24 protein-coding genes are annotated in these 23,526 nt (G+C 35.4%); 23 read left to right on the top strand and 1 reads right to left on the bottom strand.

Translation table 11 applies throughout. From position 1 onward, the window contains the following. Positions 1–8 precede the first annotated feature (8 nt). From BN3326_RS05370 to BN3326_RS05270, 22 genes are all read left to right on the top strand, one after another. Positions 9–635, top strand: a complete 627-nt coding sequence (locus BN3326_RS05370) for a hypothetical protein (protein WP_069998068.1) — start codon at positions 9–11, stop codon at positions 633–635. A 12-nt stretch (positions 636–647) separates the two neighbouring features. Continuing rightward, entirely contained in the window at positions 648–2,090 is a 1,443-nt protein-coding gene (locus BN3326_RS05365; RefSeq protein WP_069998067.1) for an SLC13 family permease, read from the top strand. Positions 2,091–2,101: 11 nt separating this feature from the next. Continuing rightward, positions 2,102–2,707, top strand: coding sequence for an adenylyl-sulfate kinase (gene cysC / locus BN3326_RS05360; protein ID WP_069998066.1), 606 nt, complete (start codon positions 2,102–2,104; stop codon positions 2,705–2,707). 22 nt (positions 2,708–2,729) lie between these two features. Further along, positions 2,730–4,418 (top strand): adenylyl-sulfate reductase subunit alpha, encoded by a 1,689-nt coding sequence (locus tag BN3326_RS05355; protein WP_069998065.1) that lies wholly within the window; start codon positions 2,730–2,732, stop codon positions 4,416–4,418. After that, positions 4,402–4,716 carry a 4Fe-4S dicluster domain-containing protein gene (locus BN3326_RS05350; RefSeq protein ID WP_069998064.1) on the top strand — a complete coding sequence of 105 codons (315 nt, stop codon included), beginning with the start codon at positions 4,402–4,404 and terminating at the stop codon, positions 4,714–4,716. The genes BN3326_RS05355 and BN3326_RS05350 overlap by 17 nt, the downstream gene beginning before the upstream one ends. A gap of 18 nt (positions 4,717–4,734) precedes the next feature. Next, positions 4,735–5,616, top strand: coding sequence for a sulfate adenylyltransferase subunit CysD (gene cysD / locus BN3326_RS05345; RefSeq protein WP_069998063.1), 882 nt, complete (start codon positions 4,735–4,737; stop codon positions 5,614–5,616). 31 nt (positions 5,617–5,647) lie between these two features. Beyond that, positions 5,648–7,462, top strand: coding sequence for a sulfate adenylyltransferase subunit 1 (locus tag BN3326_RS05340; RefSeq protein WP_069998062.1), 1,815 nt, complete (start codon positions 5,648–5,650; stop codon positions 7,460–7,462). A gap of 190 nt (positions 7,463–7,652) precedes the next feature. After that, positions 7,653–9,038: a [Fe-Fe] hydrogenase large subunit C-terminal domain-containing protein gene (locus BN3326_RS05335; protein WP_069998061.1), complete on the top strand. Its 1,386-nt coding sequence runs from the start codon at positions 7,653–7,655 to the stop codon at positions 9,036–9,038. A gap of 306 nt (positions 9,039–9,344) precedes the next feature. Then, positions 9,345–10,718, top strand: a complete 1,374-nt coding sequence (locus BN3326_RS05330) for an MATE family efflux transporter (protein WP_069998060.1) — start codon at positions 9,345–9,347, stop codon at positions 10,716–10,718. A 212-nt stretch (positions 10,719–10,930) separates the two neighbouring features. Continuing rightward, the gene (locus tag BN3326_RS05325; protein ID WP_069998059.1) at positions 10,931–11,419 is read left to right on the top strand and encodes an RNA polymerase sigma factor; all 489 of its coding nucleotides are present in this window, start codon (positions 10,931–10,933) and stop codon (positions 11,417–11,419) included. Continuing rightward, complete coding sequence (locus BN3326_RS05320; RefSeq protein WP_069998058.1) at positions 11,416–11,955, top strand: zf-HC2 domain-containing protein; 540 nt, start codon at positions 11,416–11,418, stop codon at positions 11,953–11,955. The genes BN3326_RS05325 and BN3326_RS05320 overlap by 4 nt, the downstream gene beginning before the upstream one ends. Further along, positions 11,952–12,719, top strand: coding sequence for a YfjL-like protein (locus tag BN3326_RS05315; protein WP_069998057.1), 768 nt, complete (start codon positions 11,952–11,954; stop codon positions 12,717–12,719). The genes BN3326_RS05320 and BN3326_RS05315 overlap by 4 nt, the downstream gene beginning before the upstream one ends. Before the next feature lie 232 nt (positions 12,720–12,951). Further along, positions 12,952–13,500: a DUF5317 family protein gene (locus BN3326_RS05310; protein ID WP_069998056.1), complete on the top strand. Its 549-nt coding sequence runs from the start codon at positions 12,952–12,954 to the stop codon at positions 13,498–13,500. A gap of 54 nt (positions 13,501–13,554) precedes the next feature. After that, positions 13,555–14,019: a hypothetical protein gene (locus tag BN3326_RS05305; protein WP_069998055.1), complete on the top strand. Its 465-nt coding sequence runs from the start codon at positions 13,555–13,557 to the stop codon at positions 14,017–14,019. Beyond that, positions 14,012–14,692, top strand: coding sequence for an accessory gene regulator ArgB-like protein (locus BN3326_RS05300; protein WP_069998054.1), 681 nt, complete (start codon positions 14,012–14,014; stop codon positions 14,690–14,692). The genes BN3326_RS05305 and BN3326_RS05300 overlap by 8 nt, the downstream gene beginning before the upstream one ends. Continuing rightward, positions 14,679–14,813 (top strand): cyclic lactone autoinducer peptide, encoded by a 135-nt coding sequence (locus BN3326_RS05295; RefSeq protein WP_069998053.1) that lies wholly within the window; start codon positions 14,679–14,681, stop codon positions 14,811–14,813. Before BN3326_RS05300 ends, BN3326_RS05295 begins: the two co-directional genes overlap by 14 nt. Positions 14,814–14,872: 59 nt before the next feature. Beyond that, the gene (locus BN3326_RS05290; RefSeq protein WP_069998052.1) at positions 14,873–16,585 is read left to right on the top strand and encodes a bifunctional diguanylate cyclase/phosphohydrolase; all 1,713 of its coding nucleotides are present in this window, start codon (positions 14,873–14,875) and stop codon (positions 16,583–16,585) included. Between the two features lie 117 nt (positions 16,586–16,702). Further along, on the top strand, positions 16,703–16,858 hold the full coding sequence (locus BN3326_RS21925; protein WP_171903768.1) for a hypothetical protein: 156 nt from the start codon (positions 16,703–16,705) through the stop codon (positions 16,856–16,858). Continuing rightward, complete coding sequence (locus BN3326_RS05285; protein WP_069998051.1) at positions 16,842–18,032, top strand: aldo/keto reductase; 1,191 nt, start codon at positions 16,842–16,844, stop codon at positions 18,030–18,032. Before BN3326_RS21925 ends, BN3326_RS05285 begins: the two co-directional genes overlap by 17 nt. A gap of 351 nt (positions 18,033–18,383) precedes the next feature. Beyond that, positions 18,384–18,668, top strand: a complete 285-nt coding sequence (locus BN3326_RS05280) for a hypothetical protein (protein WP_069998050.1) — start codon at positions 18,384–18,386, stop codon at positions 18,666–18,668. A 23-nt stretch (positions 18,669–18,691) separates the two neighbouring features. Next, positions 18,692–20,098 (top strand): Trk system potassium transporter TrkA, encoded by a 1,407-nt coding sequence (gene trkA, locus BN3326_RS05275; RefSeq protein WP_069998049.1) that lies wholly within the window; start codon positions 18,692–18,694, stop codon positions 20,096–20,098. Further along, positions 20,049–21,491 (top strand): TrkH family potassium uptake protein, encoded by a 1,443-nt coding sequence (locus BN3326_RS05270; protein WP_069998048.1) that lies wholly within the window; start codon positions 20,049–20,051, stop codon positions 21,489–21,491. Before trkA ends, BN3326_RS05270 begins: the two co-directional genes overlap by 50 nt. Before the next feature lie 125 nt (positions 21,492–21,616). Here the strand turns inward: BN3326_RS05270 and sfsA are convergent, their stop codons facing one another. After that, positions 21,617–22,312: a DNA/RNA nuclease SfsA gene (gene sfsA, locus BN3326_RS05265; RefSeq protein ID WP_069998047.1), complete on the bottom strand. Its 696-nt coding sequence runs from the start codon at positions 22,310–22,312 to the stop codon at positions 21,617–21,619. Between the two features lie 107 nt (positions 22,313–22,419). Here sfsA and BN3326_RS05260 point away from each other — a divergent pair, with 107 nt between their 5' ends. Then, positions 22,420–23,514 carry an agmatine deiminase family protein gene (locus BN3326_RS05260; RefSeq protein ID WP_330389621.1) on the top strand — a complete coding sequence of 365 codons (1,095 nt, stop codon included), beginning with the start codon at positions 22,420–22,422 and terminating at the stop codon, positions 23,512–23,514. Positions 23,515–23,526: the final 12 nt, after the last annotated feature.

Genomic DNA, 23,526 nt, shown 5'->3' with positions numbered 1-23,526 from the left:
GGAAAAAAATGCACCCAATCCATATAACTAAAGAGGCGCAATCAGAATCTATACTTAGTTTTATTGAAGCTGAAATGACAAAATATCAAACCAAATACATAGTCTTATCTTTCGAGGAGTCTATCCGGGATATTGATAGAAAAAAGATGGTTGAGCTGATTAAGAAGCATTTTGATATTTTTGTGATTTTAAAATCAGAACTACCCAAGTATCAACAAATCATAGAAGAATATTTTTCTTACGGCGTACATGGGCTGTATTTTGATTCAAGCTTGAAAATTTATGCTGAAGAGAGTATAGAAATAATGCGCTTTGCTGTAGAATTATTTCCTGGCGGATGGGTTTTTGCAAACACACAAAATGATGGCAGTATGATAGAAGCATTATTGGCTTTAAAGATCGTACCTGTGTTGCAGAAAGAAGATCGTGAATTAGTTCACTTCATAAAAACTCATGAGAACTTTATTAAAATCTCACGAAATTTTATAAAATCTGTTCCGCTGCTTGATAAAAGTCAAAATGATTATTCGTTAGCGGATAAGATCAGGATGAAAATGCTGCTAGAGACACTCAACTTAAGACAAAAACTTATGATTAAAAGTATAGATGAATCCTTTAATTCCAGCGGGCTGTAGGAGGAAGTTTTAATGAAGACTACAAAAAAGAATAGCTTTTATATAGACAGAAGGCCCCTAAGTACACTTTTTTTAATAGAATACAAGAATGCTATTTTGCTGCTTTGTTCTATTAGCATTTTTTTCTTCTTTATTACAAAAACACAAATGCCTGAGGGGATGTCGGTACAGGCATATCAAGCACTGATTATCTTTGTGTTTGCAAATTTTTTATGGATAACTAATGTCATTCCGCTGGCTATTACAAGTCTTATGGTGATGGGGCTTTTGGCCACATTTCAGGTGTTGCCGGATGAAAAAATATATTCTTTCTTTGGTAATAAGGCGTTATTTTTTATAATAGGCGCTTTTGTTATATCTGCTGGTATTTCTACTTCTGGGTTAAATAAAAGAATTGCTTATTATGTATTGTCAAAGTTTGGAGATAAACCGCATAAACTAACCCTTTCCATTTTCTTTCTGTCGGCTTTTTTAGCGCATGTGATGCCTGAGCATGCAGTAGCAGCTATGCTTTTTCCGATACTGATGTCTATAAGTAAAAAGTTAGGTCTAGATAGTAAGTCTGTGCTCGGCAAATATATGTTTTTTGCACTCGCATGGGGAAGTGTACTTGGCGGTGTTGTGACTTTTCTAGGCGGAGCCAGAAATCCCCTTGCTATAGGGATTTTAGAGGAAACAACCGGTCAAACCATTGGCTTTTTGGAATGGATGATTGCAACAGCACCTCCTATCTATTTAATTATGGCTATGGTTTCTGTGTATCTCGTAAAAAAAGTTACTGCTTCTACAAGAGATACAGAGGTTTTAAAAGAAATGTTTTCAGAAGCTGGAGAGCGACTAAGTAAAATTAGCCTTAAAGAAATTAAGGCTTTAGTGATTCTTATAGGAACCATCTATATGTGGATCTTCCAGGGCAAGCAATTTGGCATAGCAAATGTAGCACTTATTAGTGCAGCACTTTTCTTTGTACTCAATGTTATTGAATGGGAAGATGCAAAAAGAGAAATCAACTGGGGCGCAATCTTTATGTACGGGGGTGCCATTGCATTAGGAAAGGCGCTTGAAGAAACCGGACTATTAGAATTTATCAATCAAAATTATATTGCGAATATAAACTTTTCAGTTTTAGGATTTATACTTGTTATCTTTACACTTAGTGTATTTCTCACAGAAGGGGTTTCTAATGCAGCAGTTGTAGTTATCTTGCTTCCGGTAGTTATAAAAACAACAATAGCTTTAGGTCTTCCGCCTACTTTAGCAGTTTACTTAGTAGCACTGCCATCGGGACTCGCATTTATGTTCCCTATGAGTTCGCCGCCTAATGCCATTGCATTTTCTTCTGGATATCTTAAAGCAAGTGATACGCTTAAAACAGGATTTGCACTTAATATCATATGTATAGCTGTGGTTGCTGTATTTGCATTAACCTACTGGCGTATAATTGGAGTTTATTAGGAGGATTAAGAATGAATCATAATAATATTGTTTGGCATGATACCAATATAAAAAGAGAAGACAGAGAGATTCTCCTTGAACAAAAAGGCATAGTACTTTGGTTTACTGGCCTCTCGGGTTCCGGTAAATCTACTGTAGCTAATGCAGTAGAAAAAAAATTATTTGAAATGGGAAGAGCGACTTATCTACTGGATGGTGACAACATCAGACATGGCTTAAACAAAGACTTAGGCTTTGATACAATAAGCAGGATAGAAAATATAAGAAGAATAGCAGAAGTAAGCAAGCTTTTTATGGATGCTGGCATTATCACATTGAGTGCTTTTATTTCTCCTTTTATTGAAGACAGGGAACAGGTGAGGGAACTTTTAAAAGATAGATTTATAGAAATATTTGTGGATTGTTCTTTAGAAGTCTGCATGGGAAGAGATCCAAAAGGGCTCTATATGAAGGCGAAAAGAGGAGAAATCAAGGATTTTACAGGAATAGACTCACCTTATGAAAAGCCAGTTAACCCTGAAATAGTTGTGCATTCAGACAAGCAAAGCGTGGAGGAATGTGCAGAACTGATTATCAGTTACCTTATCTCAAAAGGTGCTATCGCAGAAGTATTATAAAACAAAGAGAGGAGGAAAGGCTTTGAAGTTTGAGGTAAAGACTTTAGAAACAGATGTCCTTATCATCGGCGGCGGAACAGCAGGCTGCTTTAGTGCACTAACCATTGCAGAAAACTCTGATCTTAAAGTAATCGTGGCAGATAAGGCACACATTAAAAGGAGCGGCTGTCTGGCAGCAGGTGTTAATGCACTGAATGCCTATATCGGCGTAGGTGAAACGCCGGAATCCTTTGTAGAGTATGTGAAAAGAGATTCGGAAAAGGTCATCAGAGAGGACTTAGTTTATAGTATAGCTAAAGGGCTTAATAAAGTAGCAGAAAAACTTGAGAGGTTAGGTCTGCCATTTTTAAAAGATGAACACGGCGCATATGTAGGAAGAGGCAAAAGAAGTATTAAGATCAATGGAGAAAATATTAAGCCAATCTTAGCAGATGCTTTAAATGATAGGGAGACTATAAGTATTCTTAACTGTGTGAACATAACTGAGTATTTGATGAAAAAAAATCAAGTAATTGGTGCTGTTGGCTTTTCACTCAGAGAGCATATATTTTACTATATTTATGCTAAAAAGGTTATTTGTGCGACCGGAGGCGCTTCTGGGATCTATAAACCTAATAACCCAACTTTTTCCCGACATAAAATGTGGTACAGTCCCTTTAATACAGGGGCTGGATATGCAATGGGTATAAGAGCCGGGGCAGAAATGACTTCTTTTGAAATGAGATTTATAGCGTTAAGATGCAAAGATACGATTGCACCTACAGGGACGATCGCCCAAGGCATTAAGGCTGAGCAAATTAATTCTAGGGGTGAAGAATATGTTTCTAAGTACGGTAAACCTACAACCTCTATGCGATTATACGCTACGGTCATGGAAAATCTTAAAGGCAACGGGCCATGTTTTTTAAAAACAGAAGGTATTTCAAAAGACGCGGAAGGAGAATTATTTAAGGCTTATTTAAATATGGCACCTTCTCAAACGTTGAAATGGATTGAACGAAGTTCAGGACCTTCTTATGAAAATGTAGAAATAGAAGGAACTGAGCCCTATATAGTTGGAGGACATACGGCAAGCGGCTATTGGATAGACAGTAATAGAAAAACAACATTGAAAAATTTATATGCCATAGGTGATGTTGCAGGAGGAAGTCCTAAAAAGTACGTGACAGGCTGTATGGTTGAAGGAGAACTTGCTGCAAACGCTATTATCAATGAGATATACGATACCAAAATCATAAAACTAGATGTGTTAGAGGAAACAAGCATCTTGCAATATGTTTCACATTTTTTTGATAACATAATGTCGCACTATACGGCTCAGGAAATAGAGCAAGCTATGCAAAAAGTAATGGATGAGTACGCAGGTGGTATTTCGACTGGCTATATGTATAATAAGACAAAATTAAAAACAGCTGCCCTTCGTATTGAAGAACTTTTGCAGCTTGCACAAAGTACTAGGGTTAACGACTTAGATGAACTGCTTGCCCTATTTGAAACGATCGACAGATTATATATCTGTAAAGTGTTAATTAGTCATTTAGAAGCTAGAAAAGAAACACGATGGAAATGTTATCAGGAAAATAGTGATTATCCGCTTAAAGATGATGAAAATTGGATGAAATATGTAAACTCTGTCTACAAGGACGGCAGCGTTCAAATCATACTGAGAGAGCTTGTTGGGAGGGATACTAGCTATGAGCATATACATTGATAAAAACAAATGTATAGCATGTAATAAGTGCAGTAATATCTGTCCCGGAAATCTAATTAGTACGGCCCATGATCACAAAGCTTTTATTAAATGTCCACAGGATTGCTGGGGGTGCACGGCCTGTCTGAAAGAGTGTCCTGTAGGGGCTATTAAATATTTTTTGGGTGCAGATATAGGCGGCAAAGGCGGATATTTATATACCGAAAATCATCCAGAGCATATTGACTGGCATATTATCAGCCAAGACGGCAAAAAAAATACAATTCAAACTCAAAAAGACGAGTCTAATAAATATTAATTAAAGGAGGAAATTGCAATGGATCATTTAACCCAGCTTGAGAATAAATCTATTCATATTATAAGAGAAGCCTATGCAAATTTTAAAGATTTGGGTATGCTCTGGTCGATTGGAAAGGATAGTACTGTCCTCTTGCATCTTGCAAGAAAAGCTTTTTTTGGTCATGTGCCTTTTCCACTGGTTCATATCGATACACATTTTAAAATTCCTGAAATGATTGAGTATAGAGATAACTTTGCCAGAGAATGGCATCTTGATATGATTTATGGGGAAAATGCAGAAGCACTTGCAGCTAAGAACACTTTTCCAGATGGTAAATGCAGCAGGATAGAATGCTGTAAACTATTAAAATCAGAAGCGCTCAAAAATACATTAAACGGTACAAAGCCTAGATACCGCATGAATCATGAAACGGGAATATATGAAATAGATAAAAATCCTACCCCATTTACGGGTGTTATTGTAGGGGTTAGATCTGATGAAGAGGGCTCAAGATCTAAAGAGAGATACTTTTCACCAAGAGATAAAAAGAATGATTGGAACATAGGCGATCAGCCACCAGAGTTTTGGAATCAATATAAAACGGATTTTGCGCCAGGGACCCATGTTAGAATACATCCTCTTTTAGATTGGACAGAACTGGATTTGTGGGAATATATTCAAAGAGAAAATATTCCGATTGTGTCTCTGTATTTTGATAGAGGTGAAGGTAAAAGATACAGATCCCTTGGATGTTTCCCATGTACTTTGCCTGTAGAATCTACTGCTCGTACATTAGAAGAGATTGTAGAAGAATTAAGATCAGGGAAATTTGCAAATATTGCTGAAAGAAGCGGAAGAGCTCAAGATAAAGAAGACGGCGGTGGGTTAGAAGAGTTAAGAAAAGACGGTTATATGTAAACCAATCATCTTAAAATAAGGAGGATTTATTATGAACCATGAGAATATAAGTGAGCAAACTCCTCAAAATGCAAAACAGCAAATACTTAATGAAAGCATGAACATAGTAATCGTAGGACATGTGGATCATGGAAAAAGTACAGTAATCGGCAGGCTGCTTGCTGATACCAACTCACTACCAGAAGGTAAGCTTGAACAGGTTAAAGAAACTTGCAGAAGAAATGCGAAGCCTTTTGAATATGCTTTTTTACTGGATGCACTAAAAGAGGAACAGGCTCAAGGGATTACCATTGATACAGCAAGAGTATTTTTTAAAACAGATAAACGTAAGTATATTATTATTGATGCGCCAGGACATATTGAATTCTTAAAAAATATGGTTACGGGTGCAGCTAGAGCAGAAGCAGCACTTCTCGTGATAGATGCTAACGAAGGGGTTATGGAAAACTCCAAAAGACATGGCTATTTATTATCCATGCTGGGCATTAAGCAAGTAGTTATTTTAGTAAATAAAATGGATCTTATCGGTTATGACAAGCTTAGATTTGAACAAATCACCGAAGAGTATAAAGCTTTCTTAGCAGAGATAGGCGTTAAAGCCAATGCATTTATTCCTATCAGTGGATTTGAGGGAGACAATGTAGCTGTTTCATCTGATAAAATGCCATGGTATAAGGGAATGACTGTTTTAGAAAAGTTAGATGCACTTATTAACAAGAAAAATACTGAGAATCAAATCTTTAGAATGCCAGTACAAGGAGTTTATAAATTCACAGCAGGCGGAGATGACAGAAGAATCGTGGCTGGAACCATAGATACAGGAAAAGTACGTATTGGAGACGGGGTTGTTTTTTATCCAAGTGGTAAAAAATCAAAGGTTAAATCAATCGAAAGGTTTAATGCCCCACAAGCGTCAGAAGATACGGCAAGCAGCGCCACTGGGTTTACGCTTGAAGAACAGATTTATATTACGAGAGGAGAGCTTGCCTGTCTGTCTCATGAAGCAAAGCCAGAAATTGCTTCCAAAATCAAGGCAAAATTATTTTGGCTTGGAAGAGAAGACTTAAATACAGCAAGAAGTTACTTCCTAAAAATAGGAACACAGAAAATAAAGGCGGAACTCGAAGAAGTTGTAAATGTTCTGGATGCATCCTCACTAAATACAACAAATAGGCAATTTGTCAAAAGGCATGAGGTAGCAGAAGTAATACTTAAGTTAGATAAGGAAATCGCATTTGATCAAACAGAAAACCTTATCGAAACCTCTAGATTTGTCATCATTGATGATTATGAGATATCTGGCGGTGGGATTATTGCTTGTGGTTTAGAGGATATAAGTGAGACAAACAAGACTGGGGCAATAGAAAGTCTAAGCTGGATTGAAAGCTCTATTTCAAAGGAAGAACGAGCTATTAAAAACGGGCAAAAACCGGCGCTTATCCTTTTTGATGGAACAAAGGATATCAATATAAAAGATTTAGTGCTTTATCTTGAAAAAGCATTTTTTAGATATGGTAGAAATGTTCTTAATCTCAATCTGGAAAGTGAAGCATCTTTAAAAAGAAGTGACGTCATGAGTAAATTTGCAGAAATCTCAAGTATCTTATTATATGCAGGTAACATAATTTTTGCCGCAGTGAATGATTTAAAGCAATCAGATATTAATATACTTAGTACTAAAGTAGACCTAGAAGCCATAAAAATAATCTGCGTTGGTGAAGTATTAGATAATAACATGCCAATAGCACTACAGATTAAAGAGCATGCTGCTAAAGAGGAAATATATAGGCACATCAAAGAAATGATGATAAAACATAAGCTTATTTTTGAACCTTATAACATTTAAGTAGGCAAAAAGATTCTTTTATATGTAAATAGTAGAAAGAAGAACGGATAACCTTCGTTCTTTTTTTGTGGAAGGATTTAGGCGCTAGGGAAATTTTGAAAAGACATTACTAAAGTAATAGGATGCAGAAGCTTTTTTAGGGTCATACTAAATAGTGTTTTTAATAATTCCTTTGTAAGGAGACCTTGTTGTGGAAAATAAATATATTCATTTTAGTGAAAAGCGTATGTATATTTTTAGTGAGCTTGTAAAGCGCTATTGGAATGGCAATTTAAATAGTATAGCAGATTTGGATGCTTTAGCAGACGACATAAAGGAAAAGTATAGTTTTACACAGAAAGAAATGCCTTTTATAAAGAATCATATCAGAATGGCAATGGGTCAGAATCCTAAAGGTGATGAGGCCTTTAAAGATGAACTAGATAGAGTAAAAAACTTTAAAACAATTGAAAAGCCAATAGTCAACAAGTTAGAAGGACCTTGTGAGTATTGCGAAAGCCCTGGATGTCAATGTGTATCACTAGGCAAATATGAAACAGAAGCTTATAGCAGGAGTGATTTACCTGAGATTAAGAGTGATGAATGCATGGAGTGTGGATACTGTACTGTAAAGTGTGATTTAGGGGGTGTCGCAGATAAGATTGAATTTCTACCCATTATTGATTTGTTAAAAGATGAAAAGACATCAGTTTATGCTGTAGCAGCTCCGGCAATCGTCGGTCAGTTTGGTGAAAATGTCAGTATGGGGAAACTAAGGACTGCATTAAAGATGATGGGTTTTGAAGATTTGATAGAAGTTTCTTTATTTGCGGATATACTTACAATAAAAGAGGCTTTTGAATTTAACCATATGGTCAAAAATGAAATGGATTTTCTACTAACAAGCTGTTGCTGTCCTATATGGTTTAACATGATTAAAAAAAATTATCCTGATATTTATACGCATCTGTCACCGTCGGTATCACCTATGATTGCTTCAGGCAGGATATTAAAAAAGCTCTATCAAGATGCTAAGGTTGTATTCATTGCACCCTGTATTGCAAAAAAGGCAGAAGCCATGGAGCAGGGGTTGAAGGGAGCTGTTGATTATGTATTGAATTTCAGAGAACTTAAAGAAATCTTTGGTGTGCTTGAGATCGATCTTGAAGCGCTTCAAGGTTATGAGAAAGATCAGGCATCTCTTGGAGGCAGACTTTATGCAAGAATGGGAGGTGTCAGTTTTTCGGTTAAAACAGTTGTTAATAGACTGGAGCCAAAACGCGTTATTAAATTAAAAGCAAAAAAAGTAAGCGGGATAAAAGCCTGTAGGGCACTACTAGAAAGTATTCGTGCACATGAAAAGATGGACTCTAATTTTATCGAAGGCATGGGGTGTGAAGGCGGCTGTATAGGAGGACCCAAAACCAATATTGATAAGGTTAAGGCTATAAGCGCTGTCAATGAATTTGGAGAAGACTCATTGATTCTGACGCCATTTGATAACTTAAATGTGATGAAGATTTTAAAACAATTGGGGCTTAATAGTATAGAAGAGATTACCCATAATGAAGCTTTAGAAAAAATACTTTCCAGATGATAAAAAGCTTATGTGACGCAATTTAACAGTAGTCGAAAAGGATGATTCTACAAAAAATAACTCTTGAAATTTCAAGGGTTATTTTTTGTAGAGAAAGGCTGTGTGAGTTACTAACGACTATGAATACATAATAATCTACTTTTAGTACGCACTATCGTCTAATGAAACAAGACAGTAGGTTTGTTCTTTTGGCAAAAGTGACAGTTTGCAAAAAAGTACAAACAAGACTATTGACTTAAAGTTCACTTTAAGGCGTAATATAGATTGGAATGCAATCTGGTATACATGGGGAAAGGTGAGGGCTATATGACTAAAAATATGACGCAAGGAAATCCGGCAAAGCTAATTTTGCTTTTTACTATTCCACTTCTTTTAGGGAATTTTTTTCAGCAGCTCTATAATATAGCTGATACATTCATTGTGGGACGGACAATAGGTGTAAATGCTTTGGCAGCAGTAGGCTGTACAGGAAGTCTTATGTTTTTTATCATTGGCTTTGCCAATGGATTTACAGCAGGGCTATCTATTATTACTGCCCAGCGGTTTGGAGCTGGAGATGAACAAGGGGTAAAATACAGTTATGCGGCTGCGATTCTATTAAGTATAGCTGTCACTATAATACTTACAATAATTAGTGTAGTAATGGCACGGCCCATTCTTGAAATAATGCGTACACCACCAGAAATTATAGAAGATGCCCATCGCTATATTATTGTGATTTTTGGGGGTGTAGGGGCAGCGCTGTTTTTCAATCTTTATTCAAATATCATACGGGCTTTAGGTGATAGCCGAACACCACTATTGTTTTTAGTTGTGGTTTGTATAATAAATATTATTTTAGATTTTATATTAATACTGCTATTTTCGTTAGGGGTAGCCGGAGCTGCGTGGGCAACTATAACAGCACAGGCAGTCTCTGCGCTATTATGTTTTTTATACATTAAAAAGAAGCTGCCTATTTTAGAGCTAAATAGACATGATTGGCAGGTGTCAAAAGTTATTTTGTGGGAACATATAAGAGTTGCTCTGCCGATGGGTTTTCAGGCATCTATCATTGCAATTGGAGCGATAGTCGTACAGTTTACTCTGAATAATTTAGGGGCAGTATCTGTAGCAGCCTATACAGCTGCACAAAAAATTGATATGGTTGCTGTTTTGCCAATGATGTCTTTTGGAATAACTATGGCTACTTATGTGGCACAAAATTACGGCGCAAAAGACATCCAGAGAATCAGCCTTGGTGTTAGACAATGTTGTATCATGTCTGTTACATTTAGTATCATTATTGGTATCGTGAATTTTCTAGCAGGACACGTTCTTATTACGCTTTTTGTGGGGGCAGACCAGCCAGAGGTTGTTGAACAGGCACAAATATATCTGACTATAAATGGTCTGTTATATTTTGTGCTGGCGCTTTTGTTTATTTATCGTTATACCTTGCAAGGGCTTGGTCAAAGTTTTGTACCTACAATTGCTGGTATTATGGAGCTGTTTATGAGGACTTTTGCAGCGATTATATTGTCTCAAAACCTAGGGTTTAGGGGGGCATGTCTTGCAAATCCTCTAGCATGGATTGGTGCTTGTCTACCCCTAGGCATTGCTTATTTTATTACAATGAAAAGATTAACAAGATCAGTACCAATGATTACGGTTCAGCCCTGCATGATTCAGCATAAATAGAAATACGCTTTATTTAAACAATAAGCATAGTTATAGGGAAATAGGCATCTATCTTAGCGGTAGATGCCTATTTTATACTTAGTAATTTCTAATATAATAAAGTTAATCAAAGTAAATTAAGTATTGTAAAAACATGTCATAAGAAAGTTTTTTTAAAAAATCTGTAACGTTTTAAAAGAAAATGGGACTAATGATGTGAAAGGGGGAGTTGCGTGAAGCACATAGAGCACCTATATATACTTTACAAGCAGGATATTTATAGATATCTGATGGGTCTTACCCATGACTCTGACCTCTCAGAAGATCTACTGTCAGAGACTTTTATAAATGCAATTGCGTCGATTAGTCGTTTTAAAGGGGAGTCGTCAATAAAAACATGGCTGTTTTCTATCGCTAGAAATCTTTGGCTACAGAGCATAAGAAGAGACAAACATACTATTGAATATAATGACCTTTTAGAATTATATGTATCTGATAGTATAGCGGAAAATTTATTTACAAAAGAAATAATCCAAAAAATCAAGCGCCTATTATTAGAAAAAGATCTACGAACTCAAAAAATAGTAAATATGCGTGCAGAAGGATATAGCTTTGGTGAAATTGCACAGGCAGCTAATATTTCAGAAAGCTCAGCAAGAGTTATTGATTTTCGCACCAAAAAATGGATTAAAACCATACTGAAAAAGGAGGGGTTAATTTGAAGTTGTCTTGTGATGTAATAGTTGATTTAATACCGCTGGTAAAAGATGGTGTTGCGAGTGACGACAGTAATAAGATAGTTTATGAACATCTTAAAAGCTGTGAGAGTTGCAATGCAGAGTTTCAGACTTTTGCATCTGAAAGGATTGATGGGCATACTATGAAAGATGAAAAGATCATTTTTGCGATCAAACGTAGTATTTTTATAACGCAACTTACAATTCTTATTTTAGGGACCGTTGTTGGTGTGGCACTCTCAAATTCAATGGGACTGTTTTATAACTTTATCATTATGCCTGCTATTGGTGGGATTTCACTTATTGCATTTAAAAAGAAGTGGTACTGGATGATGCTTGCAGTTTTTATGTTTACCTTTTTGTGGCAGAGTGTATTAGGTATAATATCAGAAGGGGTTGAGTGGGAGGCATTATACAGAGGATTATATTATAGTTTAATATATACTGTTTTACTTGGACTAGGTGCAATTACTGCAACACTTCTCAAATTTACATTTAAGAGAGAGGAAGGAACAGAATGAAAAACACAAAAAAAATCATCTTAAAAATACTTTCAGGTACAACAGCTGCGGTGCTTATTGGCGGTATGTTTTTTGTTACAAATGCTTTTGTAGGTAATCCCATATCAGCGATGATAGCAAATAAAGAAATAAAGCAATATGTAAATCAGAATTATGCTTTTTTAGACCTTAAAATAGAAAAAGCAAGTTATAATTTTAAAAGTGGCGGATATATGGCAAGGGCTTTCTCTGAAACAAGTATTGATACGCAGTTTTCTATATACTATCGTAAGGGCAGGGTGGAACGTGATGATTATGAAAACCATGTTTTAGAGAGATATAATACACTTCAAAGGCTAGAACATGAATATTCTGCAGTTGCAAAAACTATTATGGAGAAAGAACTTGGTTATAAGAATAACACGACTGTAGTAATGTTTGATAAAGATGCGTATGGCAGTGCAAGTACTCAATTGGAGCTCGATATGAAATTTGATAAGAAAATACTTTTGAATGCGGAAGTTATTATCGGACTCAACTTAGCAGACAATTCATTACAAGGTGTTGCAAAGATTATAACGGAAAGCCACAAAGTATTTCTAGAGAATGGATGTCATTTCAGTAAATATGGTTTGTACGCTGAAAGTGATGGTGCGCTTATAATGGTAAACGGTGTCACACCTTCTGATATTGAAAGCGGCGAACTTATAAGTCTACTTGAAAAGGCTAAAAATAATGAGGGTATAAAGGACATCAGTGTTTTTATCAAGGGACAAAATAAATAGCTAGAGTAGCTTGAAGAATAGTAGGAGTTAAATAAAAATATTACTGAAAGTATAGCAAATAGAAATTTTGTGATAATATTTTAATGATGAGTATAAAAATTAAAAATTATTAATAATTAAATAATTAATAAAGTAGATAAAAATGATAAATTGTATTATAATCAAATAAAACATATAAAGGTGTCTAATACTATATCCTTTTAGTAAAGAAAAATGAAAGTGAGAAGAGGTTATGCTAGAAACCCTATTGTTAGCTATAGCAGTAGCTAAAATGAAAAACTATTCAATTAAACCACTTTTTAAGTCATGGCCTATTTATCTAATACTAGCCATTGAGCTTGTATATTTGGCTATTCAAATTTCTATATTTAGGGGATATTATGGTCTTATTAAGTATACAGATATTCTAGAAACTATTTATTTATCTTCTTATTTAACACTTATTTTTAAGTACAAGCAATATATAGGCGCTATAGCAGGCTCAGCATGCGTTGTTATGGGGTCAATACTTAATCATATAGCCATAGCTGCCAATCAGGGCAAGATGCCTGGATTTCCGACATTATCTTATTTAACAGGCTATGTAACACCGGAAGCTTTTGCTAAGGTAGGTGGCATACATGTTTTAGGGGATGACAGTACACGCTTAAAGTTTTTAACAGATATATTTGATCTAGGCTACGCTATTTTAAGTGTAGGGGATGTTCTTATCAGAAGTTTTGTATTTATTATTATTTTTGGCTCAATTAAATATTTAAATAGAGAAAATATTATAGGCTAAAGATATAAATTAGATATTTGTATTTTTTAGATTTGAAACAAAGGAGGAGAAGCTTTGAGATTAACTACTCTAGAAATTATCTTGCGTGCTATACCAGAAGGTTTTCTATATATTCTTGGTTTTTATACTTATACTAAGACAAAGATTAATATAAATCGCTATATTATATCGAGTATTTTAGGCGGAGGATTAATAGGGATTATGCGAGGTCTACCTATTAGCTATGGTATACATACAATTCTTTTGATGATTTCACTTACAGCAGTTGGTGTATTAATCAACAAAATTAATATTATAAAATCCATTCAAGCTGGCATATTAGTATTTGCATCTATGTTCATATGTGAAGCAATTAATTTATTATTAATTTTTAGTATATTTACAAAAGAAATGGAGCATATATTTGCTGATCCAAAGTTGAAAATAATATATGGGATTCCTTCACTTGTTATCTTGGGAAGTTTCTTGGGGATATACTATAGAAGACTTTCAAAGAGAAAGGAACTTCAGAGTGTCTAGAGTAGAGAGGGTGGCTAATCAGATAGCCGTTAAAGTAGCTAATGAATTACAGTTAGATGTTGATAAAAAGGCAGTAATAGCCTACGGGATTTTTGCTTTTATACATATGTTCTTATGTATATTAGCGGTAATTATAGTAGGAGCAGTCTTTGGTGTGGCATTGGAAGCTTTTCTTATTTCTTTAACGACTGCTATCTTTAGAAAATCATCAGGTGGTGCCCATGCTAGTAAGCCGTGGATCTGCAATGTTGAAGGTGTAGTTGTAAGTGTGGTGCCGGCTATTTTATTGGGTATGTTAGGTCATCAGCTAACCATGTACTTGCTTCTTATAATAGGGTTCGTTGCTTTTATTTGGGCTTATCATATAACTTTAAAATTAGCACCAGTGGATAGTCTAAGTAAACCTATCAAAAAACAAGCAACACGAGAAAAGCTTAAAAAAAAATCTATACTAATTTTAAATGTCTATGTAGGAGTAGTGCTAGTGAATATCCTTATGTTTTACTTTATAAAACATAATCGTTTTTTGATTTATTCATTTTGTATCTACATAGGAGTGATATGGCAAGCATTTACATTAACCGAGTCAGGACATTTATTATTAAATCAAGTAGATATTTTTTTAAATAATATATATTCAATAAGGGGGGGGAGAAAGAATGAAAAATCTTAACCATAAAGTATTAATGGTGATAGCAGCAGTATCTACTGTTTTTGCATCTTTAATTGCATCATCAGCATGTATATGGGCATCTTATCAACCAGAAGAACCAAAATGCTTAAGAGAAGAATAGGATAGGGGTCGGGCAACCGACCTCTATCATTATCTATACTATATTAGAGGAACTTATATATGAATCAACTTAAAGATAATCAACTTAAAGATAATAAACGAAATCAAATAAGTGATATAGTATCAGTGGTAAAGATATGCGCCTTTTTATTTATAGCCGTAATCTTTTTTAAATATTACTATACTGATGAGCGATTGAGTAGCCATACTACATATGCTAATTATAGTTTTACCTCCTTAGGAATCGTGATTTTCTTATTGCTATTTGCATATGGTATTTGGAAATTTTCAACATCTAAAAAAATAGATATTAAATATGACAAATATTTACAAATTGTCGAAGATGGATTATTTATTTTACTATTTTCATTAGTTATATTATTGACAGGAGCTCCAGACAGCCAATATAAATATTTATTTTTATTTATTATTATCACAGCAACAATACAAGAAGGAATTGAACGTGGCATTCTTGTAGCGTGTATTTCTTCAACAATCATTTTAGGTATGGATCTGATCATGTTAGCTGATATGGCAGTTAATCCTTATTTTGAGGATGATCTTATCTTAAGCGGAATTTTTATCCTTACAGCATGGCCATTAGGCTATTATGTAAAAATTGAAAGAGAACATATTAAAGAACTTGAAAACATGGTACATAAAGATGGGCTGACAGGGGTCTATAATCATAGATTTTTTTGTGATGCTTTAAGACAACAAGTGATTAACAGCGAAAAACAGCAGCAGCCGATCTCAATGCTCTTTATTGATATAGATTATTTTAAAGAATATAATGATTTACATGGACACCAAAAGGGTGATGAGGCACTCCGTGCTATAGGCAATCTGCTGAGGGCTAGTGTGAAGCCTGGTGAAATAGTTGCTAGATATGGCGGAGAAGAGTTTGCAGTATTGTTGCCTCATACAGAAGAAGAGCAAGCTATTCAAATAGCAGAAGCAATAAGAAGTAAGGTAGAACAAACATATTTTTATGGTCAAGAGAATCAACCAAATAGCAATTTAACCGTTTCGCTTGGGATATCAACATACCCAACTAAAGCTAGAAATGATATAGAACTCATTAAAAGCGCTGATGATGCGCTTTATCGTGCTAAGTTTTTTAATCGTAATCGTGTAGAGACCTATAGTTCTATTTTAGATGATTTAAAGAAAGAGATCGATGAAAAAGACGTGGAGCTCATTACTTCAGTTAAGACACTAATAAGTGTCATTAATGCGAAAGATCGCTATACGTATGCGCATACCGAAAAAGTAGTAATGTACAGCCGTCTCTTAGCAGAACATCTTAAGCTTACAGAAGAAGATAAAAAGACACTTATTTATGGTGCCTATATGCATGATATAGGTAAAATCAATATTACAAAACAATTACTCAATAAAAAAATGCCCCTAAGTGATGAGGAATGGGAGATCTTAAAACAACATCCCGCAGAAGGCGTTGAGATTATTAAACCTGTTATCTCTTTGCGGAGTATTATGCCGCTTATCTATCATCATCATGAACGCTATGATGGCAAGGGATACCCTCTTGGGCTTAAAGGAGAAGAAATTCCTTTTCTTGCCCGCGTACTTACAGTAGTGGACAGTTTTGATGCTATGACGTCTAATAGACCTTATAATAAGCGAAAGACTTATGAGGAGGGAATAGAAGAACTAAGACGTTGCAGCGGGGTTCAATTTGATCCGGATATTACGGAAGCTTTTATAGAAGTTATTAAAACATCTAAAGATCATTTCGATAACTTAATATAAGGTCAGTTGAAAAGCCTAAGGGCTTGGTGAGCATGTAACAGCCCAAAGAGCAGCAGTCTCTACGGGCTGTTTTTATAGTATTTGAATATTTCTTAGTTAAAAGCATAGGATGAAAATATGATTAAGATATTTATGTACTATAATTTACAAATAAAGGCGATTGAGACCGAAGCGAAAAAAATATATACTATAAAAGTAAGTATTTATCACCACCTAGGTGTTGAAGATAAATACGGTGATGAAGGAGTTAATGACTATGCTAAGAAGAATTAATCCGAAAAATAAAGAGGCGCTGTCTATATTAGGTTTTGGCTGTATGAGGCTGCCTACTCATGGTGGCAGCATTGATGAACCCAGAGCCATTGCCATGATCCATGAAGCGATAAAAAAGGGTGTTAATTACTTTGATACCGCGTATATTTATCACAATGGAAAGAGTGAATCGCTGCTGGGGCAGGCCTTAGCTGGGGGTTATCGGGAGCAGGTAAAGATTGCAACTAAATTACCGCCATTTATGGTGAAAGATCTAGAAAGTGCACAAAAAATTTTGCTTAAACAACTTGAAAAACTACAGACAGCGTATATTGATTATTATCTTTTGCATATGCTGACAGATAAACCAATGTTTGATCGACTTAATGCATTAGGTATTATGACGTGGCTTGAAGCTTTAAAAGAAAAAGGTGTAATCAAAAATATTGGGTTTTCATTTCATGGCAGTAAGACAGATTTTGAATTAATTGTTAAGGCTTATCCTTGGGACTTTTGTCAAATACAGTATAACTACATGGACGAAAATAATCAGGCGACAAAATCAGGCTTACAATTAGCAGCTAAGCTTGGCATGCCTGTTATTATTATGGAGCCACTGCGCGGCGGCAAGCTGGTTACGAATTTGCCTGAACAAGTGACGAAAGTCTTTGAAAGTTATTATCAAAAACGTTCCCCGGCAGAATGGGCATTGCGCTGGATATGGAATCATCCAGAGGTGAGCGTTTTACTATCCGGTATGAGTGATGAGGCACAACTTTCTGAGAATATACGTATTGCAAGTAATGCTAAGGCCAATTCTCTCTCAGCTGAAGAACTTAATATTTTTGAAAAAGTAAAGGCTATTATATTGTCAAAAACAAAAATTCCATGTACAGCTTGTGGTTACTGTATGCCTTGTCCTGCAGGTGTAGATATTCCAGGATGCTTTTCTTGCTATAATGATAAATATCTTTTAAAAGATAGATTAGTACGCTTTCGCTATCTCCAGACTTTAGGAGCACTATCAGTAAAACCAGCTAATGCTTCACAATGTACAGCATGTGGTAAATGTGAAAGTCATTGTCCTCAAGCTATAGCTATACGGCAGCAATTAAAACGGGTAAGCCGGGAACTAGAGGGCGTGTTATACAAACCTATTGTAGGGATAGTCAGACGTATTTTAAATGTAAAATAATAGAGCATATTAAATAAAATAATAGTCCTCAGCAGAAAAAAACTAGTTAAAGCAACGAAAAAAGGCAAAAAAGCTCGTTTTATGTATATTTAAGGTTTTATAATGAGGGAAAATAGAGTAAGATAACTATGTTTGCAATATAATTTTTTTATTAATGTATGTGTCGTATGAGGGGAAATGATTATGGCCAAAACGACATTTATAGATGATGTCAATGAATTTATAAAAATATTAATGGTGGAATTAGAAAAAAACGACATAGAAGTGGCGGCTTAAGGGGTTTTTGATAATAGAATTTATAAGATACTCATTGATGAAATAGGTAAAGTTTCTAATACTAAAGCATGCAGAGTGATTATACCCTATATAACTAACAGCGGTATTATTTCAAGATCTTATATTAATAAAGTATCACAAAAAGATGTGGATTTTAGGGTTAATAGTCAATTTAGAAAAAGTCTTATTGTAATAGGAAATCAAGTTTTTTTGTTATCTTTTTCAGCTAAGTATAGTAAGTCGGATGGCTTAAGGTCTCACTTTGAATGTTGTATGCAAATAGATGTGACGGAAGTAGTTTCAAAAATTCTTGATCATTTTAATGAAAAGTGGCAGCAAAGTGTTCCGTTAGTAAATTGACGGTAATTCATTAGGAGGAGAATATGAAAGTTATAATAATTGGCGCAGGGAAAGTGGGATATACGCTTGCAGAAAGTTTAACAAATGAAAACAAAGATGTAACCGTTATCGATAAATATGCGCAAGCGCTTCAAAAAGTAGAAGATAATTTAGATGTAATGGGTATTAAAGGAAATGGTGTAAGCGCTAACATTCTTTTAGAAGCAGGTGTTTCAGGGGCTGACCTTCTTATTGCAGTTACAGGCAGTGATGAAGTAAATATGGTGTGTTGTCTGACGGCTAAAAAGCTTGGTGTAGGCCAGACAGTAGCCAGAGTAAGAGATCCTGAATATGCCTATGAGCTTTCGCTGATAAAAGAGCAATTAGGTCTTGATTTTGTTATTAATCCAGAATATACGGCAGCTGAAGAAATTGCAAATACACTTAGTTTTTCATCTGCAATTAATGTAGAGAGATTTGCAAGCGGTCGTGTAAGAGTGGTTGAATTAAAAGTTACCCAAGGTATGAATATTATAGGTAAAAAGATTAAAGAGGCAGATAAGTCTTCTGCATCATCTGTACTTATAGGTGTTATTGTGCGTGGTGAAGAGGTTATTGTACCCCATGGTGAAGAAGTTGTTCAGGAGAATGATAGTATATATGTTATAGGTAAAATGTCTAGGATTTATAAATTTTGCAAGATATATGGAAAATGCCCGGATAAAATTAGAAATGTCATGATCGTTGGCGGAGGCAGGATTACATACTACCTCTATAAGCTTTTAAAAGATATGAATATGAATATAAAGATTATAGAAATAAGTAGAGAAAGATGTCTGGAACTTTCAGATAAACTGCCCAACGCGCTTGTTATCAACAGTGATGGGACAGAAGAGGATATTCTTCTATCAGAAAATATAAGTCATATGGATGCCTTTGTGGCAGCTACCGGCATGGATGAACATAATCTTATGTCTTCACTGATTGCTAAACGCATGGGGGCAAAAAAGATTGTTACTAAAATAAGTCGAACAAGTTACATAAATATTGTACGGGATATGGGACTTGATAGTATTATTATTCCAAAGCTTATTACAACAAACCAGATTCTAAAATATGCAAGAGGGACAGCACTGCAGTCTTTGCATAGGATTGTAGAAGGTAAGGTGGAAATACTTGAATTTGTAGTAGATGATTCGAGTATATTTATAGATATACCCCTTAAGAAATTAAATATTTCTGATAATACGGTTATTGCTACCATCGTAAGAAAAAATGAAGTTGTTGTACCGCATGGTAATGATATTATTAGAAAAGGCGATAGGATTATCGTCATAACAATGGAAAAAAATATTGCAACTTTAAGAGAATTAGAAGTAGTTGCAATTGGAGGAAATCAAGATGAACGTCGCAATGGTATCAAAAAATTTGGGGACATTATTAATATTTGAAATATTAGCTATGTTTCCAGCTATGATCGTTTCGCTTATCTATAAAGAAAGCGCATTTTGGGCCTTTTTATATACAATGATTATATTGCTCATTATAGGCCTAGTATTATTCATGATCAAGCCAAAAAGTAAAAGTATTTATGCCAGAGAGGGTTTTGCTATTGTTGCCATAGGATGGATACTCATGTCCTTTTTTGGTGCACTGCCTTTTTACTTTAGCGGAGCGATTCCCTCTTTGGTAGATAGCTTTTTTGAATCAAGTTCAGGCTTTACAACTACAGGTGCAAGTATACTTACTGAAATAGAGGGCTTAGCAAAAGGCATACTATTTTGGAGAAGTTTTACCCATTGGGTAGGCGGGATAGGGGTATTAGTTTTAGCGATGGCCATACTCCCTTCAGCAGGGGCGCAGAGCATGCAGATGATGAAGGCAGAGAGTCCAGGGCCTAATCCAGGAAGACTAGTACCTAAGGTTAAAGAAACAGCAAAAATATTATTTAGCATCTATTTACTTATAACTGTTATTGAGATTATCCTTCTTATGTTTGCTGGGATGCCTTTCTATGACGCATTGGTACATACTTTTGGGACCGTAGGAACAGGAGGGTTTTCAAGTAAAAATCTCAGTATTGGTGGTTATAATAATATTATGGTGGAGATTATTATAACTGTTTTTATGCTTATGTGCGGCGCTAACTTTGGCCTTTATTATCATGCCTTAAAAGGCAATTTCAAAGTGCTCTTTAAGGATGAAGAATTTAAACTCTATGTGACTATTGTTACCATATCGATTATCGTTATTACACTTAATATATATGGTGAGGTATACCATACGGTAAAAGAGTCAGTACGCTATGCGGCCTTTCAAGTAGCATCTATTATTACGACTACGGGATATGCCACAGCAGATTTTGATACTTGGCCAGTGTTTAGCAAATTAATACTTTTATTTATTATGTTCATTGGAGGCTGTGCTGGATCTACTGGCGGCGGGATGAAGCATATTAGAATATTGTTATTATTTAAAGCAGCTAAAAGAAATTTTTTGAAGATTGTACATCCAAGAGCCGTAGATTCAGTTAGAATAGGCGGAAGAGCCGTAGATGAACAGGCCCTTTCAGAAGTACTTGGGTTTTTCTTTATTTACATTATTATCTTTTGCTGCGCTGTACTGATTGTAGCGCTGGATGGCAAAAGTATTGTGACAACACTCAGTTCTGTAGTAGCTACGATTGCAAATATTGGTCCAGGTCTGGAAATTGTAGGACCGGCAGGAAACTTTTCCAGTTTCTCAGTGTTAAGTAAAATAACCTTGTCATTTTGTATGATTATAGGCAGACTTGAAATTTATCCGATACTCTTACTGGTAATGCCTAAATTTTGGTCTAAATAAAAAGGAATATATGCTTTATAAAAAACTATCAGCCTTGTTAATTTTAAAGACTGATAGTTTTTTTAATAAATCATTAATTATACTCAGCCGAGATACTATTTGTTTTTTGAGTTAAAAACTCAGTATTACGGCATTTGGAAAGAAACGGGGATTTTTTCTACTATATTAACTTCTTCTGGAGATATGACACAGCGATAAGCAAGAATCTCTACGCCTGCATTTGAAGCTTCCACGATTTTTTGGGCAAAAGCCGGATCCATAAGGCTGTTGGGGCTAAATCCTTTAGCAGTATTTAATTGAACAACAAAGAGCAATACGCCTCGATGACCGTTTTGGACGGCTTGGATCATCTCATCAATATGTTTACGGCCGCGTTCTGTGGGCGCATCAGGAAAATAGCTCCAGCCTTCTTTTTCGAGGGTCACACCTTTAACCTCAACGAAGCACGTATCTTTACCACTGAGTTGAATGTCAAAGCGGCTATTGCCGTAAACTACTTCTCTTTTGAGCAGAGGATAGTCCATAAGTTCTTTAATAATACCTGCGGATATTGCTTCTGAAGCTAGTGCATTTGGAAGCTGAGAGTCTATTGAAATCCAGTGCATACCCTTCTTGATCATACGTAGCTCATATTTGGTTTTTCTTAAAGGGTTGGGATGGTATGAGAGCATTACCTCCGCGCCGGGCAACAATAGCTCTTTTAAACGGCCCGTATTTGGAACATGTGCAATGAGTTCTTCGTCTTTTCTTTTAATAACTGCAATAAACCGATTGGGGCGATGGATGAAAGTGCCATAATAAATGTCGTAATTTAATTTCATGATGGATCCTTTCTGTAAGTATTGGAGTACCTTTATTATAATTCAAACTGAAAAGACTATGCAAACATTGATTGAAGCTTGACTTGAGGCACAGAGGAGTTTATGATATGAAAGATAATTGTATAAAAAAGAATATAAAATATAATGCTGATGAAGAGAGGTATGCTATGTATCCAAAAGATTTTAACTATAAAATGCCTGCCGAATGGACGAGCCACGAGCGCACATTTGTATCATGGCCTGTTCAGGAATCTATGTGTTATCCGGAAGACCATAAGCGTGTTTGTGAGGGCTACAGGGCACTTATTGAAGCAATTGCAGAATTTGAGCCTGTGACAGTGATTGTCAATCCTGATGAGATAGACCAGGTAAAATCACTTTTTGAGGCACCGCAGATCACATTTTTGCCTATTGCGCATAATGATGCATGGCTCAGAGATAATGGCCCTACATTTTTATGTGATGATAAAGGAAACAGAGCTGGTGTTAATTGGCGCTTTAATGCATGGGGGGGAAAATATACCCCTTGGGATTTAGATGATCAGGTTGCCCCTAAAATACTTAAATCCTTTAATATTAAATGTTTTGATGCGCCGTTTGTCATGGAGGGAGGCTCTATCCATGTGGATGGGGAAGGTACACTTATAACTACAGAAGAATGCTTGCTAAATCCAAATAGAAATCCTAATCTAACAAGAGAACAGATTGAAGAGTATTTAAAGCATTATTTAAATATAGAAAAAGTGATTTGGCTTAAACGTGGTTTAAGCGGTGACGAAACAGATGGACACGTAGACAATATCGCTTGTTTTGCTAAACCCGGTAAAATACTTATACAGGTTTGTAATGACCCAAAGGATGAGAATTATGAAATTACCAAGGAGAACCTTAAAATATTAGAAAATGCAACAGATGCAAAAGGGCGGAAGTTTGAGATTATCCTTATACAACAGCCTCCAATGAGAAAATATAATGAAGAAAGATTAACCCTAAGTTATCTAAACTTCTATTTTGTAAATAAGGGTATTATATTACCAACTTTTGGAGAGAGTGCCACAGAAACTGACCACATGGCAGAACAAATATTAAGTGTTCTTTTTCCCGAAAGAAGGATTCGCACAATCGATGGCATGGCTATTATTAAAGAGGGTGGAAATGTGCACTGTACAACCCAACAGATGAGTATGGGGAAAAATGATTAAAATATTATGATA

It is taken from the genome of Cellulosilyticum sp. I15G10I2 (assembly GCF_900095725.1).
Classification (GTDB): Bacteria; Bacillota; Clostridia; order Lachnospirales; family Cellulosilyticaceae; genus FMMP01.
The sequence above is the reverse complement of the archived record's forward strand: the minus strand, read 5'-3'. Positions and strand labels throughout refer to the sequence as shown.

Excerpts from the sequence above, each read along its gene's own strand:
- BN3326_RS05290 (WP_069998052.1), top strand. The coding sequence starts at position 14,873 with ATGAATCAACTTAAAGATAATCAACTTAAAGATAATAAACGAAATCAA.
- BN3326_RS05370 (WP_069998068.1), top strand. The coding sequence starts at position 9 with ATGCACCCAATCCATATAACTAAAGAGGCGCAATCAGAATCTATACTT.
- BN3326_RS05365 (WP_069998067.1), top strand. The coding sequence starts at position 648 with ATGAAGACTACAAAAAAGAATAGCTTTTATATAGACAGAAGGCCCCTA.
- BN3326_RS05330 (WP_069998060.1), top strand. The coding sequence starts at position 9,345 with ATGACTAAAAATATGACGCAAGGAAATCCGGCAAAGCTAATTTTGCTT.
- trkA (WP_069998049.1), top strand. The coding sequence starts at position 18,692 with ATGAAAGTTATAATAATTGGCGCAGGGAAAGTGGGATATACGCTTGCA.
- BN3326_RS21925 (WP_171903768.1), top strand. The coding sequence starts at position 16,703 with ATGATTAAGATATTTATGTACTATAATTTACAAATAAAGGCGATTGAG.
- BN3326_RS05270 (WP_069998048.1), top strand. The coding sequence starts at position 20,049 with ATGAACGTCGCAATGGTATCAAAAAATTTGGGGACATTATTAATATTT.
- BN3326_RS05295 (WP_069998053.1), top strand. The coding sequence starts at position 14,679 with ATGAAAAATCTTAACCATAAAGTATTAATGGTGATAGCAGCAGTATCT.
- BN3326_RS05285 (WP_069998051.1), top strand. The coding sequence starts at position 16,842 with ATGCTAAGAAGAATTAATCCGAAAAATAAAGAGGCGCTGTCTATATTA.
- sfsA (WP_069998047.1), bottom strand. The coding sequence starts at position 22,312 with ATGAAATTAAATTACGACATTTATTATGGCACTTTCATCCATCGCCCC.
- cysC (WP_069998066.1), top strand. The coding sequence starts at position 2,102 with ATGAATCATAATAATATTGTTTGGCATGATACCAATATAAAAAGAGAA.
- BN3326_RS05260 (WP_330389621.1), top strand. The coding sequence starts at position 22,420 with ATGAAAGATAATTGTATAAAAAAGAATATAAAATATAATGCTGATGAA.
- BN3326_RS05310 (WP_069998056.1), top strand. The coding sequence starts at position 12,952 with ATGCTAGAAACCCTATTGTTAGCTATAGCAGTAGCTAAAATGAAAAAC.
- cysD (WP_069998063.1), top strand. The coding sequence starts at position 4,735 with ATGGATCATTTAACCCAGCTTGAGAATAAATCTATTCATATTATAAGA.
- BN3326_RS05350 (WP_069998064.1), top strand. The coding sequence starts at position 4,402 with ATGAGCATATACATTGATAAAAACAAATGTATAGCATGTAATAAGTGC.
- BN3326_RS05315 (WP_069998057.1), top strand. The coding sequence starts at position 11,952 with ATGAAAAACACAAAAAAAATCATCTTAAAAATACTTTCAGGTACAACA.
- BN3326_RS05340 (WP_069998062.1), top strand. The coding sequence starts at position 5,648 with ATGAACCATGAGAATATAAGTGAGCAAACTCCTCAAAATGCAAAACAG.